9 protein-coding genes are annotated in these 14,626 nt (G+C 73.1%); 3 read left to right on the top strand and 6 right to left on the bottom strand.

Translation table 11 applies throughout. The annotated features are described in order from the left end of the window. Positions 1 to 11: 11 nt before the first annotated feature. Positions 12 to 1,115, top strand: coding sequence for a methyltransferase domain-containing protein (locus ACIBJC_RS14490; RefSeq protein WP_399291967.1), 1,104 nt, complete (start codon positions 12 to 14; stop codon positions 1,113 to 1,115). Between the two features lie 1,217 nt (positions 1,116 to 2,332). Here ACIBJC_RS14490 and ACIBJC_RS14485 read toward each other — a convergent pair. Both ACIBJC_RS14485 and ACIBJC_RS14480 read right to left on the bottom strand, forming a co-directional pair. Continuing rightward, entirely contained in the window at positions 2,333 to 4,915 is a 2,583-nt protein-coding gene (locus ACIBJC_RS14485; RefSeq protein ID WP_399291965.1) for an ABC transporter permease, read from the bottom strand. Then, positions 4,912 to 5,700 (bottom strand): ABC transporter ATP-binding protein, encoded by a 789-nt coding sequence (locus ACIBJC_RS14480; RefSeq protein ID WP_399291963.1) that lies wholly within the window; start codon positions 5,698 to 5,700, stop codon positions 4,912 to 4,914. Before ACIBJC_RS14480 ends, ACIBJC_RS14485 begins: the two co-directional genes overlap by 4 nt. A gap of 551 nt (positions 5,701 to 6,251) precedes the next feature. On the opposite strand from ACIBJC_RS14480, the gene ACIBJC_RS14475 reads away from it, so the two are divergent. Further along, entirely contained in the window at positions 6,252 to 7,823 is a 1,572-nt protein-coding gene (locus tag ACIBJC_RS14475; protein ID WP_399292352.1) for an MFS transporter, read from the top strand. A 35-nt stretch (positions 7,824 to 7,858) separates the two neighbouring features. Here ACIBJC_RS14475 and ACIBJC_RS14470 read toward each other — a convergent pair whose 3' ends face one another. The 4 genes from ACIBJC_RS14470 to ACIBJC_RS14455 all read right to left on the bottom strand — a co-directional run bounded on the left by ACIBJC_RS14470 (position 7,859) and on the right by ACIBJC_RS14455 (position 13,639). Next, positions 7,859 to 8,899: an SDR family NAD(P)-dependent oxidoreductase gene (locus ACIBJC_RS14470; RefSeq protein WP_399291961.1), complete on the bottom strand. Its 1,041-nt coding sequence runs from the start codon at positions 8,897 to 8,899 to the stop codon at positions 7,859 to 7,861. Positions 8,900 to 9,005: 106 nt separating this feature from the next. Beyond that, complete coding sequence (locus ACIBJC_RS14465) at positions 9,006 to 9,863, bottom strand: cellulose-binding protein (RefSeq protein ID WP_399291960.1); 858 nt, start codon at positions 9,861 to 9,863, stop codon at positions 9,006 to 9,008. Positions 9,864 to 10,019: 156 nt separating this feature from the next. Next, positions 10,020 to 12,665, bottom strand: a complete 2,646-nt coding sequence (locus ACIBJC_RS14460) for an SUKH-4 family immunity protein (protein ID WP_399291958.1) — start codon at positions 12,663 to 12,665, stop codon at positions 10,020 to 10,022. Then, entirely contained in the window at positions 12,662 to 13,639 is a 978-nt protein-coding gene (locus ACIBJC_RS14455; protein WP_399291957.1) for an SMI1/KNR4 family protein, read from the bottom strand. Before ACIBJC_RS14455 ends, ACIBJC_RS14460 begins: the two co-directional genes overlap by 4 nt. A gap of 394 nt (positions 13,640 to 14,033) precedes the next feature. On the opposite strand from ACIBJC_RS14455, the gene ACIBJC_RS14450 reads away from it, so the two are divergent. Further along, on the top strand, positions 14,034 to 14,624 hold the full coding sequence (locus tag ACIBJC_RS14450) for a YwqJ-related putative deaminase (RefSeq protein WP_399291955.1): 591 nt from the start codon (positions 14,034 to 14,036) through the stop codon (positions 14,622 to 14,624). Positions 14,625 to 14,626: the final 2 nt, after the last annotated feature.

Below are 14,626 nucleotides of genomic sequence, written 5' to 3'. Positions count from 1 at the left end.
CGTGACCTGACGTGAGCACCCCGGCGCGCCTGCTGGAGATCCTGACCTCCCAGGGGGTGGTCCCCACCGGATGGGCGGACACAGTGGGCGCCGTCCGGCGCGAGTTGTTCCTGCCGGACACGATCGAGGCCGGAGGTTCCGCGATCTCCCGGGATGAGAGTCCGGAGTGGTGGCTCGCCGCCGTCTACGACGACCTGCACATCATCACCCAGATCAACGACGGCCGGGAAACCCCTGAAGGCACCTATCGGTTGCCGACCTCCTCCAGTTCCCTGCCGAGCATCATGCTGGAGATGCTGGACCTCCTGGAGGTACGGGAGGGACAGCGCGTCCTGGAGCTCGGCGCGGCCACCGGCTACAACGCGGCCTGGCTCGCCCACCGCCTGGGCTCGGACCAGGTCACCAGCGTCGACATCGATCCGGCACTGGCCGAGCAGGCCGCCAGGAACCTCGACGCGGCCGGTTTCCACCCCCAGGTGTTCTGCGGGCCCGGCGAGTACGGATGGCCGGACCAGGCTCCCTACGATCGCGTCATCGCGACGTACACCGTGCCCGAGGTCCCGTACGCCTGGGTCGAGCAGGCGCCCACGGGCCGGATCATCACCCCCTGGGGCGGAAGTTTCTTCCCGTACAGCTTCGCCGTGCTGGAGGTGACCGACGGCGAGGCACACGGCCGCTTCACCGGATACCCCGCCTTCATGCGCACCCGCCACAACCGCCCGCACCGGGGCCACCTCGCCGACTTCCTGCACCATCGGGAGGAGGCCGTCGAGTCCCGTACGGCCCTGTCGCCCCTCACCTTCGACGGCGACCCCGACGCCCTGTTCTTCATCGGCCTCGACCTGCCCGACGCCTGGTACGTGCGGGTCGACGCGGACGACGACAGCGGTGAGGCGACCTTCTGGATCCTGGCGGACGACCAAAGCTCCTGGGCGGCGGCCGACCACGTCCCGGGGGCCGGCGAGTACGCGGTCACGCAGTACGGACCGCGCTCCCTGTGGGACGAGGCGGAACGCTCCTACCGGCGCTGGGAGGAGCGCGGCCGCCCGGAACGCGACCGGGCCCGCCTGAGCGTCACGCGCGACGGCGAACAGGTGTCGCTGCTCGTCACGTAATCGGGGTGGGCCGGGGGTGCTTCATGGCGGGCGGCCCGCCCCCTCCCTGGTTCGATGATCGCGGCTCCGGGGTGTGCGTCAAGGGCGCTTCGCGTCGGCTTCGCCGATGGCCTCCGGCCACCCTTGACCCACACCCCTGCGCCGCTGGAAAAGGCGTGGGGAGGGGGCGGGGGGGGAGGGGTCCCCTGGGGAGCATTGCTTGTCGCTGGGGTCGGTTCCAGGCTGGCGGGTGGGTTTGCCCTGCGGGGCGCGCGGTCGTGGAGTGGGGTGGCCCGGCTTTCGTCAAGCGGCTCCCCACCGGATGACGGCTGAGCTTCATGCCCCGCTGGTCACCCGCCGTGGGTGGGAGGGGTCGGGTGGAGTCGGGGCGGATGTGACGTGCGGGGCGGGAGTGGTGCGCAACGGGGATCTGTGTGCCGAGAGTCCCGCATGGATGCGCTGGCTGCGCGCAGTCACGGAACAACGAATGACCAACCCCCAACCAACCAGGGCAAAGTGGGGCATAGTGCATGCTTCTTGATGGGGCCGCCCTATCGGTCTCCCGGCACCGCAACCTGACCCGGCGCCACACCCAGCTCCGCCAAGTCGACCCCCTCCGCCAAGCCGGCCTCCTCCGTCACGGCGGCCCCCTCCGCCAAGTCGGCCTCCTCCGTCACGGCGGCCCCCTCCGCCAAGTCGGCCAGCTCCGCCAAGTCGGTCCCGGCCAAGCCGCATTCACCACCGCCCCCACCCACGGCGAGTGACCAGCGGGGCATGAAGCCCGGCCGCCATCCGGTCGACGGACGCTTGACGAGACGCGCCACCGCCCCACTCCACTACCGCGCGCCCCGCAGGGCGAACCCACCGCCAGCCTGGAACGGAGCGAGGGCACAGCCGTGTGTCCCAGGGGACCCCTCCCCCCCCCCCGCCCCCTCCCGAAAAAGCTCTACCAGCGGCGGAAGGGTGCGGGTCAAGGGTGGAGCGCAGCGACATCGGCGCAGCCGACGCGACGCAGGAGCGCCCTTGACGCGCGCCCTGGAGCCGCGATCATCGGAGCTGGAGGGGGCGGGCCGCCCGTCATGACACACCCCGGGCCCGCCCCGACAGGCCCCGCCCGCGCCACCGCAGACGCACTCCGGCCCCGATGGGCGTTGGAGGACGCCCACCGGGGCCGGGGTGACCACCGTACCGGTCCGGGGTGTGCGTACGTACATGCGTGCGCACGCGCCTCGTACGTCCTACTCCGTCGCGATCGCGTTCAGGACGTTCATGCGGCCCGCCCGGAACGCGGGGACCAGGGCCGCGAACAGGCCGACGAAGGCCGAGGCCACGAAGACCGTGGCGATGGTGGGCCAGGGGATCTCCAGGATGCCCAGGCCCTCCAGGGCCAGCAGCTTCTGGGCCGATGTGCCCCAGCCGAGGCCCAGTCCCAGGCCCAGCAGCGCGCCGAAGAGGGCGATGACGACCGACTCCAGGCGGATCATGCGGCGGAGCTGGCGGCGGGAGAGGCCGATGGCGCGGAGCAGGCCGATCTCGCGGGTGCGTTCGACGACCGAGAGGGCCAGGGTGTTCACCACGCCCAGCACCGCGACGATGATCGCGAGGGCCAGCAGGCCGTAGACGATGTTGAGGAGCTGGCCGATCTGGTCCTTCAGGTCCTGCTTGAAGTCCGTCTGGTTCTGCACCTTGTACTGCGGGTAGGCGGCCAGCGCGTCCTTGAGGGCCGTGTACGCCTGCTTCTCCTTACCGTCCTCGGCCGCCGCGAACATGATCATGTTCTTGGGGAGCTTGTCGGCCGGCAGATACCGCTCGACGGTCGTGATGTTGACGTACATCGCGCCCTTGTCGACGTTCACGTCGTCCGAGGTGATCGCCGCGACCTTCAGCTTCGCGGTCCGCCCGCCATCGAAGGTCACCGCCATCTCGTCGCCGACCTCGACGCCGTGCCGCTTCGCGTAGTCGTCGCCGACCGACATCGCGTCCTTGCCGTACGCCGCCGTGAGTTCACCGCCCACCGTCTCGCGGCGCAGGTCCGTCGCGTACGTCGGGTCGGCCGCCGCCAGGCCGACGCGGTCCGTCCTCCCGTCCGGCGCGGTCATCCGGACCTCGACCCACTTGTACTCGGTGAAGTGCGCGATGTCCGGCGCCTTCTCCAGCGCCGCCTGGGCCTGCGGCACGATCGGCTGGCCGTTGCCGCTCTGGATGATGAAGTCCGCGCCGACCGACCGGTCCAGCTCGTCCGTCGCGGAGGCCACCATCGAGGAGCCGACGACCGACAGGCAGGCCACCAGTGCGAGCCCGATCATCAGGGCCGCGCCCGTCGCCCCCGTACGCCTCGGGTTGCGCAGCGCGTTGCGCTCCGCCATCCGGCCGACCGGGCCGAACATCCGCAGGACCACCGCGCCGAGCACCCGGACCAGGCCGCCCGCGAGGAGCGGGCCGATCACGACGAAGCCGAGAAGGGTCAGGACCACGCCGACGCCGAGGTAGAGCGAGCCCTCGCTCGCCTTGCCGGAGCTCGCCGCCAGGAGCAGCGCGGCTCCGCCGGCGCCGGTCAGGACCAGGCCGATGACCGCCCGTACCCATCCGGAACGCCCGTCCGCCGGGGTCCCCGCGTCGCGCAGCGCGGCCATCGGGGAGATCTTCCCGGCCCGCCGTGCCGGTACGTACGCGGCGACGACCGTGACGACGACGCCGAGGACCATGCCGAGCGCCGGGGTCGTCCACTTCACCGTCAGATCGTCGGTGGACAGGTCCATGCCGATGGAGGACATGAGCTTCATCAGCCCGACGGCCAGCCCCACCCCGGCGGCGACGCCCGCCACCGAGCCGATGATCCCGAGGAGCACCGCCTCCAGCAGCACCGAGCGGTTGACCTGCTTACGGCTGGACCCGAGGGCCCGCATCAGGCCGATCTCCCGGGTCCGCTGCGCGACCAGCATCGAGAAGGTGTTGACGATGAGGAAGATGCCGACGAGGAAGGCGATCCCGGCGAAGCCGAGCATCGCGTACTTCATGACGTCGAGGAAGGAGCCGACGTCGGAACGGTTCGCGTCGGCGGCCTCCTGCTGCGTCCGGAGCTGGTACGGGCCGGCCCCGAGCGCCGCCGCGACGTCCTGCTTGAGCCGCGTGTCGCCGACCCCCTGGTCGGCGGTGACGTTGAGGTGGGTGAAGCGGCCGGTGGCGCCCAGCAGGACCCGCTGGGAGGTGGCGGTGTCGAAGAAGACGACCGCCGCGCCGGGGTTGGTGACGGTGAAGGTCGCGACGCCGGAGATCTTCGCCGTGACGTCGCCCGTGACGGCGATGGTGCGCAGCTCGTCGCCGATCGCGAGGTGGTGCTTCTCGGCGGTGTCGGCGTCGACCATCACCTCGGTCGGGCCGCGCGGCGCGTGGCCGGAGGTGATCCGCATCGACCGCAGGTCGTTACGGGTCCAGTTGCCGGCGATCGTCGGGGCGCCGTTGCTGCCGCCCACGTCCTTGTTCGCTTCGTCGACGACGGTCACGCTCATGCTGCTGACGGCGCCCTCGACGGACCGTACGCCCTCCGCCTTCCGTACGGTCCCGATCGTGGAGGCGGGCAGCGAGCCGGGACGGCCCGTCTGCGAACCACCCGATTCCGAGGCGTCCTCGGCCTCCTTCGCGCTGACGGTGACATCGGCGGAGGACGCGGCGAAGAGCTTGTCGAAGGTCGTGTTCATCGTGTCGGTGAAGACGAGCGTGCCGCAGACGAACGCCACCGACAGCAGGACCGCCACGGCGGAGAGCGCCATGCGTCCCTTGTGCGCGAGGAAGTTGCGCGTCGAGGTCTTGAGGACGGTCACGAGGTACGCCCCCGCGCGTCGAAGTCCTTCATCCGGTCGAGTACGGCTTCGGCGGTCGGGCGCGTCATCTCGTCGACGATCCGGCCGTCCGCGAGATACAGCACCCGGTCCGCGTACGAGGCGGCCACCGGGTCGTGCGTGACCATCACGATCGTCTGCCCCAGGTCGTCCACCGAGCGGCGCAGGAAGCCGAGGACCTCGGCGCCGGCCCGCGAGTCCAGGTTCCCCGTCGGCTCGTCGCCGAAGATGATCTCGGGCCGCGCGGCGAGCGCGCGGGCCACGGCGACGCGCTGCTGCTGGCCGCCGGAGAGCTGGGTCGGACGGTGCTGGAGACGGTCGGCGAGCCCCACCGTGTCCACGACCTGCTGGAGCCACGCGCTGTCCGCCCTGCGGCCCGCGATGTCCATGGGGAGCGTGATGTTCTCCAGGGCGTTGAGCGTCGGCAGCAGGTTGAACGCCTGGAAGATGAAGCCGACACGGTCCCGGCGCAACCGCGTGAGCTGCTTGTCCTTGAGCGTGGTTATCTCGGTCTCGGCGAGGTGGATCTCGCCGGAGGAGACCGTGTCCAGACCCGCGAGGCAGTGCATCAGCGTCGACTTGCCAGAGCCGGACGGGCCCATGATCGCGGTGAACTCCCCCCGGGCGATGTCCACATCGACATGGTCCAGCGCGACGACCCGGGTGTCCCCTGAGCCGTACGCCTTGACGACCTGCCGCGCTCGCGCCGCGACGGCCGTAGGTCCTCCAGTACCCCCGTGCCTGGGGATGGTCACAGCCGTTGTCACGGTAAGTCTCCTATTTCGCTTGATACACCGCGTGAGCGTGTGCGTTCGTCCATGTGTGTGCGTACGGGAACGTCGTCCAGCCGCGCGGGAAGGCGGGCGCCGGGTGTGCTCGTCGGTGGGTGCTCGCAGGTGGGTGCTCGCCGGTGGGTGCCCGGCACCGTCTTTCGCCCGGGTTTTCCCCACTCCCCTGTTGTGGGGAAGCCCCGGCGCGGGGCCCGTGACGGGGGCTCCCGTGTACGTAAGAACAACCTAAGGAGCGGGGAGAGCCCGTACGTCCTCCACCGGGACGAACGGCCCCTGGACAGAAGTAGGGAGGTCCCCCTAGGGGGCTACAACCGTGGGAGGAGCGGCCGAAGCTCCGTTTCGTCCCCTCCCGCCGTACGAGGTGCGGGTGAGAAGGTGTCCCCGACGAGATACGTGTACGGGGAAGGGATCTTGTGAGCGGCGCCGGAGGAAGTACCGAGGACACGGGACGTACTGAGGCGATACCGGAGGCGATACCCGGCGGGCCGCGCGCGCCGCGCGGGCGCGGCCCCGTCGTCGCCGCGCTCATGCTCGGGATGGCGCTCGCCGCGCTGGACGGCACCATCGTCTCCACGGCCGTCCCGCAGATCGTCGGCGACCTCGGCGGATTCGCCGTCTTCTCCTGGCTGTTCTCCGGCTATCTGCTCGCCGTCACGGTCACGCTGCCCGTGTACGGAAAGCTCTCCGACACCCTCGGCCGCAAGCCCGTGCTGGTCGCCGGCATCATCCTCTTCCTCATCGGCTCGCTGCTCTGCGCCACCGCCTGGAACATGGCCTCCCTGATCGCCTTCCGCGTCGTCCAGGGGCTGGGCGGCGGGGCGCTCCAGGGCACGGTGCAGACCATCGCCGCCGATCTCTACCCGCTCAAGGAACGCCCGAAGATCCAGGCCAGGCTGTCGACGGTCTGGGCCTCGTCGTCCGTGGCGGGCCCGGCGGTGGGCGGGTTCATCGCGGGGTACGCGGACTGGCGCTGGATCTTCCTGATCAACCTGCCGGTCGGGGCGGTGGCGCTCTGGCTGGTCGTCAGGTACCTCCACGAGCCGCAGCGCGCACGGAACGGTGCCGGTACGGCGTCGGGTACGGGTACGGGTACGGGTACGGGTACGGGAAGCGGTGCCGGTACGGCGTCGGGGGCGGGCCGGGCGGCCCGGTCCCGGCCGCGTACCGACTGGGCGGGCGCCGTGGGCGTCTTCGCGACCGGTGCGCTCCTGCTCACCGCGCTCGTCCAGGGCGGCGTCGCCTGGCCCTGGCTCTCCGTACCGTCGCTGGCGTTCCTCGGCTCCAGCGCGGTCCTCGCCGCGTTCACCGTCGTCATCGAACGCCGGGCCGCGGAGCCGATCATCCCGGGATGGGTCTGGCGCCGCCGCACCATCGCGGCCGTCAACCTCGCGCTCGGTGCCCTGGGGCTGCTGATGGTCGCCCCGACCGTCTTCCTCCCGACGTACGCGCAGTCCGTCCTCGGGCTCGGCCCCATCGCCGCCGGGTTCGTGCTCTCCGCCATGACCCTGAGCTGGCCGGTCAGCGCGGCCCTCTCGAACCGGGTCTACAACCGCATCGGCTTCCGGCAGACCGCCGTCATCGGCATCTCGCTCGCGACGCTGGTCCTGCTCGCCTTCCCCCTGCTCCCCTACCCCGGGCACGCCTGGCAGCCGACGCTGATCATGCTGCTGCTGGGCGCGGCGCTGGGTCTGTTCCAGCTTCCGCTGATCATCGGGGTGCAGTCGACGGTCGGCTGGTCGGAGCGGGGCACGGCCACCGCGTCCATCCTCTTCTGCCGGCTGATCGGCCAGAGCGTGGGCGCCGCGGTGTTCGGCGCGGTCGCCAACTCCGTGCTCTCCGCGCGGCTGGCGAGCGCGCCCACACCCGGCCTGCCCGAGGACGTGGACGGGGTCGCGCGGGCCCTGGAGGATCCGGGGTCCCTGAGCGCCGAGGCGGCGGACTATCTGCGCCGGGCGATGGACACGGCCGTCGACCATGTCTACGTGGGCGCGGCGGGGGCGGGCGCGCTCGCCCTCCTCGCCCTGCTCTTCCTGGCGCCGCGCCGCTTCCCGGTGCTCCCGGACCCTCCGCCGGACCAGCAGGACCAGCAGGACCCGTAAGCCCCGTAACCCCGTAAGCCCCGGGAACTCGGCGCTCAGGCGAAGGCGTTGACGCCCGTCAGTTCGGCGGACAGCTCCCACAGGCGCGCCGCCGCCACCGGATCCGTCGCCCAGTCGCGCACACCCGGGACCAGTTCGGGGGCGGCCACCGCGGGCTCGGCGATGTCGCAGTCCTCGGCGTAGAGGCCGCCCGTCCCCGCCAGCCGCGGAGACGTCGCCGCCCACACCTGTGTCGCCGCGCCCTGCTCGGGCGTCTTGAACGTCCCCACCAGGTTGCCCCGCTCGTCGATCCAGCCGGCGGCGCGCTGCTCCTCCTCGGTGACATGGCGCGCCAGCGGCGTCAGGATCTCGCCGGGGTGCAGCGAGAACGCCCGTACGCCGGCCTCCTGGCCCAGCTCGTCCAGCCGTACCGCGAAGAGCGCGTTGGCCGTCTTCGCCTGCCCGTACGCCTGCCACTTGTCGTAGCCGCGCTCGAACCCCAGGTCGTCCCAGCGGATGTCCGAGAACTGATGGCCCCGGGACGACACCGAGACGACCCGCGCCCCGCCGCGCGCCCCGCCCCTGGCGAGCGCCGGCCAGAGGCGGTTGACCAGCGCGTGATGGCCGAGGTGGTTGGTGGCGAACTGGGCTTCCCAGCCGGGGCCGACCCGGGTCTCCGGGCAGGCCATGATGCCCGCGCTGTTGATCATCAGGTCGATCGGGCGGTCCGAGGCGAGGAAGCGGTCGGCGAAGGACCGCACGCTCTCCAGGTCCCCGAGGTCCAGCTCGTCCACCTCGACGCCTCCGGCCCCGTCCGCCGTGCCGAGGGCGCCGACCGCCTCCTCGGCCGTCGAGCGCCGCCGCGCCGGTACGACGACCCGGGCGCCAGCGGCGGCCAGCGCCCGCGTGGTCTCCAGGCCGAGGCCCGAGTATCCGCCGGTGACGAGCGCGAGCTTCCCCGTGAGATCGATCCCGCGCAGCACGTCGTCCGTGGTGCTCCGTGCCCCGAAACCGGAGCCGATCCTGTGCTGGCCCCGGCCCTCGTCCCGGCCCTCGTTCTCATTCTGGTTCTGGTTCTGGTTCTGGTGCGTGGTCATGTCGTGAAAGCTACGAATTGGAGCGCTCTCCAAGTCAAGCGGCCTCGACCTGACGTCCCCCGTACGGGCCCCGCCGGTCCCCCGTCGGCCCGGCGTCGGCCCGCTCTCACTCCTCCGTCGGGGCCCTCCCGGTCAGCGCCGCCAGGCTGTTCCGTACGTGCGCCATGTGCGCCCGCATCTCCTCGCGCGCCTCCTCGTGGGTCCGTACCAGCCGCTCCGTGTCCCGCGCCACCGAGTCCGCGCGCGCCCTGGCCTGTGCCTTCAGCTCGTCCGCCTGGTCCTGCGCGTCCTCCTCACGGTGGCGCGCCTGCTCGCCCGCCGCCGAGAGCCCCCGCTGCGCCTCCGTCAGCTTCGCCTGCGCCCGCTCGGTGAGTTCGGCCGTCTGTGCCTCCAGCGCCGCCTCCCGCGCCGCGATCTCGCGATCCGTCGCCGCGAGCCGGTCCGTGTGCTTCTGCTCCAGCTCCTCCAGCAGCCGCTCCGTACGCCGGCGCACCTCCTGGAGCTCCGCGAGCGCCTCCGCCCGGTGCTCCGCGCCCTCGTTCCGCGCCTCGTCGCGCGCCTCGTCGGCCGCGTCCCGCGCCGCCCCGATCACGCGCTCGGCGTGCGCCTCCGCGTCCGCCCGTACGCCGTCGCCCTGTTCGCGCGCGGCGTCACGTATGTTCCTCGCCCCGGACTCCGCCGCCGCGAGCGCCGCCCGGCACTCCTCGCGCACCTCGGCCCGCAGCGTCTCGTCCTCCAGCCGCGCGAGGGCCAGGATCTGCTGGGCGCGGCGGCCCAGGTTCTCGTACGTCGGCGGCTCCAGCGCCGCCACCCGCGCCGCGAGCGTTTCCGCCTCGCCCACCATCCGGTCGGCCAGGGAGGTGAGTTGGGCGACCCGCTCCAGGGCGTCGTCGCGGTCCTGGGTCAGCGCGGCGTACTCCCGGTCGACCTGTTCGGGACGGTAACCACGACCACGTACGGGCACGAAGCCATGATCCGACAACGGTGCACCACCCATTCTTGAAAGCCCCTCTCGGGCAGACCACAGAATCAGAGAGTCAGGTCGGGTACAGCGAGGCGCCCACCGCCATGCGGTGGGCGCCTCGGTCATCCGTACCGACGCGTGTGTCCTAACGAACCGTCACAGCAATCCGTCCCACATCTGCTCCAGCAGCACCGACCACCAGTTCTCCGGCGACGACAGCGCCGCCGGGTCCAGCGCCGCCAACTGCGCCTGGAAGTCGACGGTCCAGCGACCCGCCTGCTCCGGGGTCAGCCCGAAGCGCAGCCGCCACATCCGTCCCAGCAGCGCCAGCGAGCGCGTGAACTCCGGCAGCCCGGTGTTCACGAACTGCGGCGGCACCGACTGCCCGCCGGGACCCGCCTCCACCGGTACGGCCATGATGTGCGCCGTACCGTACTGGACGCAGAGCGCCCGCCCGAAGTCGCTGCCCATCACCAGGTACGAACCCGCGTCCGGGGCGGCCGGAACCTGCCGCTGCGCGGCCAGTTCGGCCAGCGTCGGCACCACCGGCTGCGGGGGCTGCGCCCAGAAGAACGGCCCGAAGTCGGCCGGCAGCCCCGCCCACACCAGGGTGCGCGCCACCAGCTCGGGCACGCCCTGCCGGGACACGGCGCGCTGGTCGAACCGGCAGATGCCCTGCGGGCCGAACGCCCCCGCCAGCTCCTGCGCGATCCCCTCCGGCGGCACCGGCGGCGCAGGCGCCACCTGCGGCAGCGGCGCCCGGACCGGCGCGGGGCGCGCGGGACCGTCCGCGACCTGGTGCAACTCGCCCTGGTGGGTGAGGAGATGCTGCATGCCCTGCTGCCGGCTGGCGTGGTCCTGACCGTACGGGGCGACGCTGGTGATCCGCACCTGCGGCCAGGTCTCCCGGATCATCCGCGCGCAGTAGCCGCCGGGCAGCTCGCACGACTCCAGCTCCGTGTGGAGTTCGAGCACCTGCTGCGGCGGCACGTTCATCCCGCGCAGCTCGTGCAGGATCTGCCACTCGGGGTGCGGGGTGCCGGGCGCGGAACGCCGGATGAGCTGCGCCTCGGAGCCGTCGGGCGCGCGGTAGCGCAGCACGGCCTGGTAGCCGGGGCCGACGGTCGGCAGCCCCGACGGCTGCGGCGGGTAACCGTACGACGGGGGTACGGGGCCGGGTCCGCCAGGGACGCCGGGGCCACCGGGGATCCCGCCGGGCGGCGTGCCCTGCGGCATGCCGGGGGCGCCGGGCGGCGGACCGGGCGGCCGGGGGGCCGACGGCGGCGGTACGGAGCCGCCACCCGTCCGGTCCGGTCCCGCCAGCATCGTCGCGGCGTGATGGACCCCACCGGGGGGCGTACCGGGGGCGCCTGGGGCTCCCGGAACACCCGGAACACCCGGAACACCCGGGGCGCTGGGCGCCCCAGGGGCACCCGGCGCACCGGGCGGGCCCGGCGGCTGCGGGGGCCGGGCGCCCGGGATGCCCTGGCCCTGGCTGGGGTCCGCGAACATCGTGGCCGCCTGGTGCACACCGCCGGGCGGCGGACCGGGCGGAGTGCCCGGCGCGCCGGGCGGACCGGGCGGCTGCGGGATGTGGGAGCCGATGCTCGGCGCCATCTGCGTCGGCAGGTAGCCACCGGCCGGGGCACCGGGCGTACCCGGACCCGACGGCGCCGGCGGGGCGACGGGCGGCGGGGTCGCACCGGGAACGCCCGGCGCGCCGGGCGGCGGCGGTACCACGCCGCCGCTCCCGCGCGCGCCACGCGGCGGTACGGCGGCCTTGCTCGTCGCGGCGTCGGCGATGTCACCGCTGCCGGAGCCGGAGCCCGGAGCGCCCGGAGCACCGGGAGCGCCAGGAGCACCGGGAGCACCCGGGGCGCCCGGCACCGGAGTTCCGGTCTCCGGAGGGCTCAGCGCGGACGCCAGCGTCGTACGGGGCAACTGGCTGCCGCCGGACATCAGCGCGGTCGGCGCCTCGGCGGGCACGCTCGGCGGCGGGGTGTCATCGTCGTCGGCACCGGCGAGCGGCGGCGCGAAGACCGTCGCGGGCAGCGGTACGGAGCCCGCGTCCGGCGAGGTGGACGTCTCGCTGGTGTCGATCCCGGTCCAGGGCGTCGCCCCGGGCGGCGGGGCGGACACCGGGGCGGGCACACCGTCGTTGGCCGTGGGCTCGTACGCGGCGGGGCGGGCGGAGCTGCCCTGCGAGGCGCCCGCGCCGGGCGCCCCGGCCGAGCCCGCGCCGTAACCGCCGCCGAGGGAACCGCCACCACCGAGCGAGCCGCCACCACCGCCGAGGGAGCCGCCGCCGGCACCGCCGGGCACCGAAGCACCGGGAGCACCCGGAGTGCTCGGAGCACCCGGAGTGGCCGAAGCGCCTGGAGCGGCGGACGGGTCCGCCGGCTTCCTGCGGTCCGGAATGCCGATCTTGTCCGCCGCGTCCTGCAACCACTCCGGCGGCGTCAGCAGGAACGACGTCTGGTTCAGATCGATACGCGCCGGCGCCTCGGGCGCCGCGGCGGCCTGCGGCTCGCCCCGCGTCCCGTACTCCTCCTCGTACCGGCGTATGACCTCGCCCACCGGCAGCCCCGGCCACAGCGTCGCCTCACCGCTGTCCCGCGCGATCACCAGCCGCTGCCGGCCGCCGTCCGACGTCGGACCGTTCTCGCGGTCCTCCGCCCATGCCACGAAGCCGAGTTCGAACTCCCGCACCCGCACCTCACGGTGCTGGTAGCCGGGCACCTCGCCGTTCACCCAGTCTTCCGCGCGCTCCTGCGCCTGCGCGAAGGTCACCACCGCGCTCATCCCTCCACCGGGACGGCGCGCGCGAAGCCGCCGTCCACCATCAGGTTCGCCACGGTCTCCAGCTCCGGCGGGCTGCCCGCCAGCCGCAGCAGGAACGCGTCGAAGTCGTCGCCGCACGGCAGGAGCAGCCGCTCCACCCGCTCCTGGACACCCCAGCCGTCCTGGTCCCGGGCGTCGTCGTACGCGGAGAACCAGACCGAACCGGCCCGCTCGCCCCGCACCTTCACCGCGAGCAGCCCGCCCTGCGCGAAGGCCACCGCCAGATAGTCCTTGGTGAGATGGTCCCGCAGGCACTTGTTGACGTACACCAGGTCGTTGACCGCGGCCTCGTCCCGCACCGTGAAGAACGGCTGGTCCACCAGCAGCCCCAGCTCCGCGTCGAGCGCCGCGCCCACCGGCGCGCAGCCGCCCGCCGCCTTCAGGAACGAGCGGTAGGAGCCCGGCAGCCGGTAGCCCAGGTCCTCCTCCACGCCCAGCACCTGCTGCTCGCTCACCGACGCCGACACCTTCGGCAGCCCGAAGTGCACCGGCCGGGTCTCCTGGAGCGGACGCGTACCCCGCTTGCCGTGGTCCACCGGCGCCGTCGCCAGACCGCCGTGGTGCCGCAGCAGCGCCTTCACCTCGACCGGCACCAGCTCCATCCGGCGCGAACCCGCCACGTGGTGCCAGGTCCAGCCGTGCGGCGTCGCCACCGGCGCGATCGTGTCCCACAGCTCATGGCCCGCCGCGGCCAGCGCGGCGTTCGCGGACACGTAGTCCGTCAGCCGCAGTTCGTCCACGCCGAACCCCTCCGGGGGCTCGGCTATCTCGGCGGCGGCGCGCGCGTACGGCGCGAAATCCGGGTAGCCGTCGGCACCCACCCGTACACCTCTGGGATGCCGGGAGGCCCGGACCGGGTCCGGGAAATGCACGACCTGCCCGGCATAGGCCGCGTTCGGTGGCGCGGCTTGCTGCCCGAGCCGACCTGTCGTCATGGCGGTTGCCCCCTGCTGCGCTTCCGGCTGGTTCCACAGCCCTGGTCCAGCACAGCCTATGCGGTGGGGCAAGAGGCGCCCGCGACGCTCCTCCCCCGGCCGGATCCCGCCCCGCGCCCCGCCTCCGGCCGGTGACAGTCAGCTACGTCCACCCCACGGCGGCGGGCACCCCGAGGACGCCCCGGCACCACCCCTCGCACCCGGTGACGAACGGTCACTCCCCGCGTGGCCCAGCGACGATTCCACGTCACGATCTACACCGATCCACGCCGATCTACGCGGATCGGCTCCCCAGCTTCCCCACAGTGCGTCACATTTGGCAGGCTGTCCCAGCAACATGGGGGGCGTGACACCGACGGCTACCGGCCGCCGGTGAGGGGAGGGGACCAGCACCATGCACACCGCACAGCACACGGAGCGCGCCGAGTACACCGCTCCACGCACCACCGGCAGGACCGACGCCTCGGGCGTTCCCGGCGCTCCGAGAGCCTCCGGCGACCCGCGAGCCTCCGGCGACCCGCGGCTGAGCTGGCGTGCCACCGAGGAGCAGCTACCGCCGACCGTCCGGCAGCGCAGGGACGGCATCCTGCCGGCCGTCGCCGCCGCGCTCTCCGTCCGCGGCGAGACCCTCACCTGCACCGCGGGCAAGGCCGACCAGCCGCCCGCCCTCCACTTCCTCGTGCAGGACTTCCTCGACACCCTCACGAGCGGCCAGCGTGAACGGTTCACCGGCCGCTGCCCCGAGGCCATACTGCTCTCCCGTCACCTCACCGCCGCCGAGGCCGCCCGCTCCAAGAGAGCCCGGCGAAAACCCCTGACCCACGGCGAGGCACGGCGCTCCCTCAAGCACGCCAAGCTGACCGCGCGCCGCATCCGCGAGGACGGCGACCCACTGCACGGAAGTTACGCCCCGCCCTGCCGTTCCTGTACGGCGCTGCTCGCCCACTTCGGCGTACGGCCCGTCGACCCCACCGAGAACGGCTGACC

The sequence above is a fragment of the Streptomyces sp. NPDC050509 genome, assembly GCF_044457965.1.
GTDB lineage: Bacteria > Actinomycetota > Actinomycetes > Streptomycetales > Streptomycetaceae > Streptomyces.
This window is presented reverse-complemented; position numbering and strand designations above follow the sequence as displayed.

What these genes read in the sequence shown, in the direction of transcription:
- ACIBJC_RS14455 (WP_399291957.1), bottom strand. Translation starts at nt 13,639, where the DNA reads ATGACGACAGGTCGGCTCGGGCAGCAAGCCGCGCCACCGAACGCGGCC.
- ACIBJC_RS14470 (WP_399291961.1), bottom strand. Translation starts at nt 8,899, where the DNA reads ATGACCACGCACCAGAACCAGAACCAGAACCAGAATGAGAACGAGGGC.
- ACIBJC_RS14475 (WP_399292352.1), top strand. Translation starts at nt 6,252, where the DNA reads ATGCTCGGGATGGCGCTCGCCGCGCTGGACGGCACCATCGTCTCCACG.
- ACIBJC_RS14460 (WP_399291958.1), bottom strand. Translation starts at nt 12,665, where the DNA reads ATGAGCGCGGTGGTGACCTTCGCGCAGGCGCAGGAGCGCGCGGAAGAC.
- ACIBJC_RS14450 (WP_399291955.1), top strand. Translation starts at nt 14,034, where the DNA reads ATGCACACCGCACAGCACACGGAGCGCGCCGAGTACACCGCTCCACGC.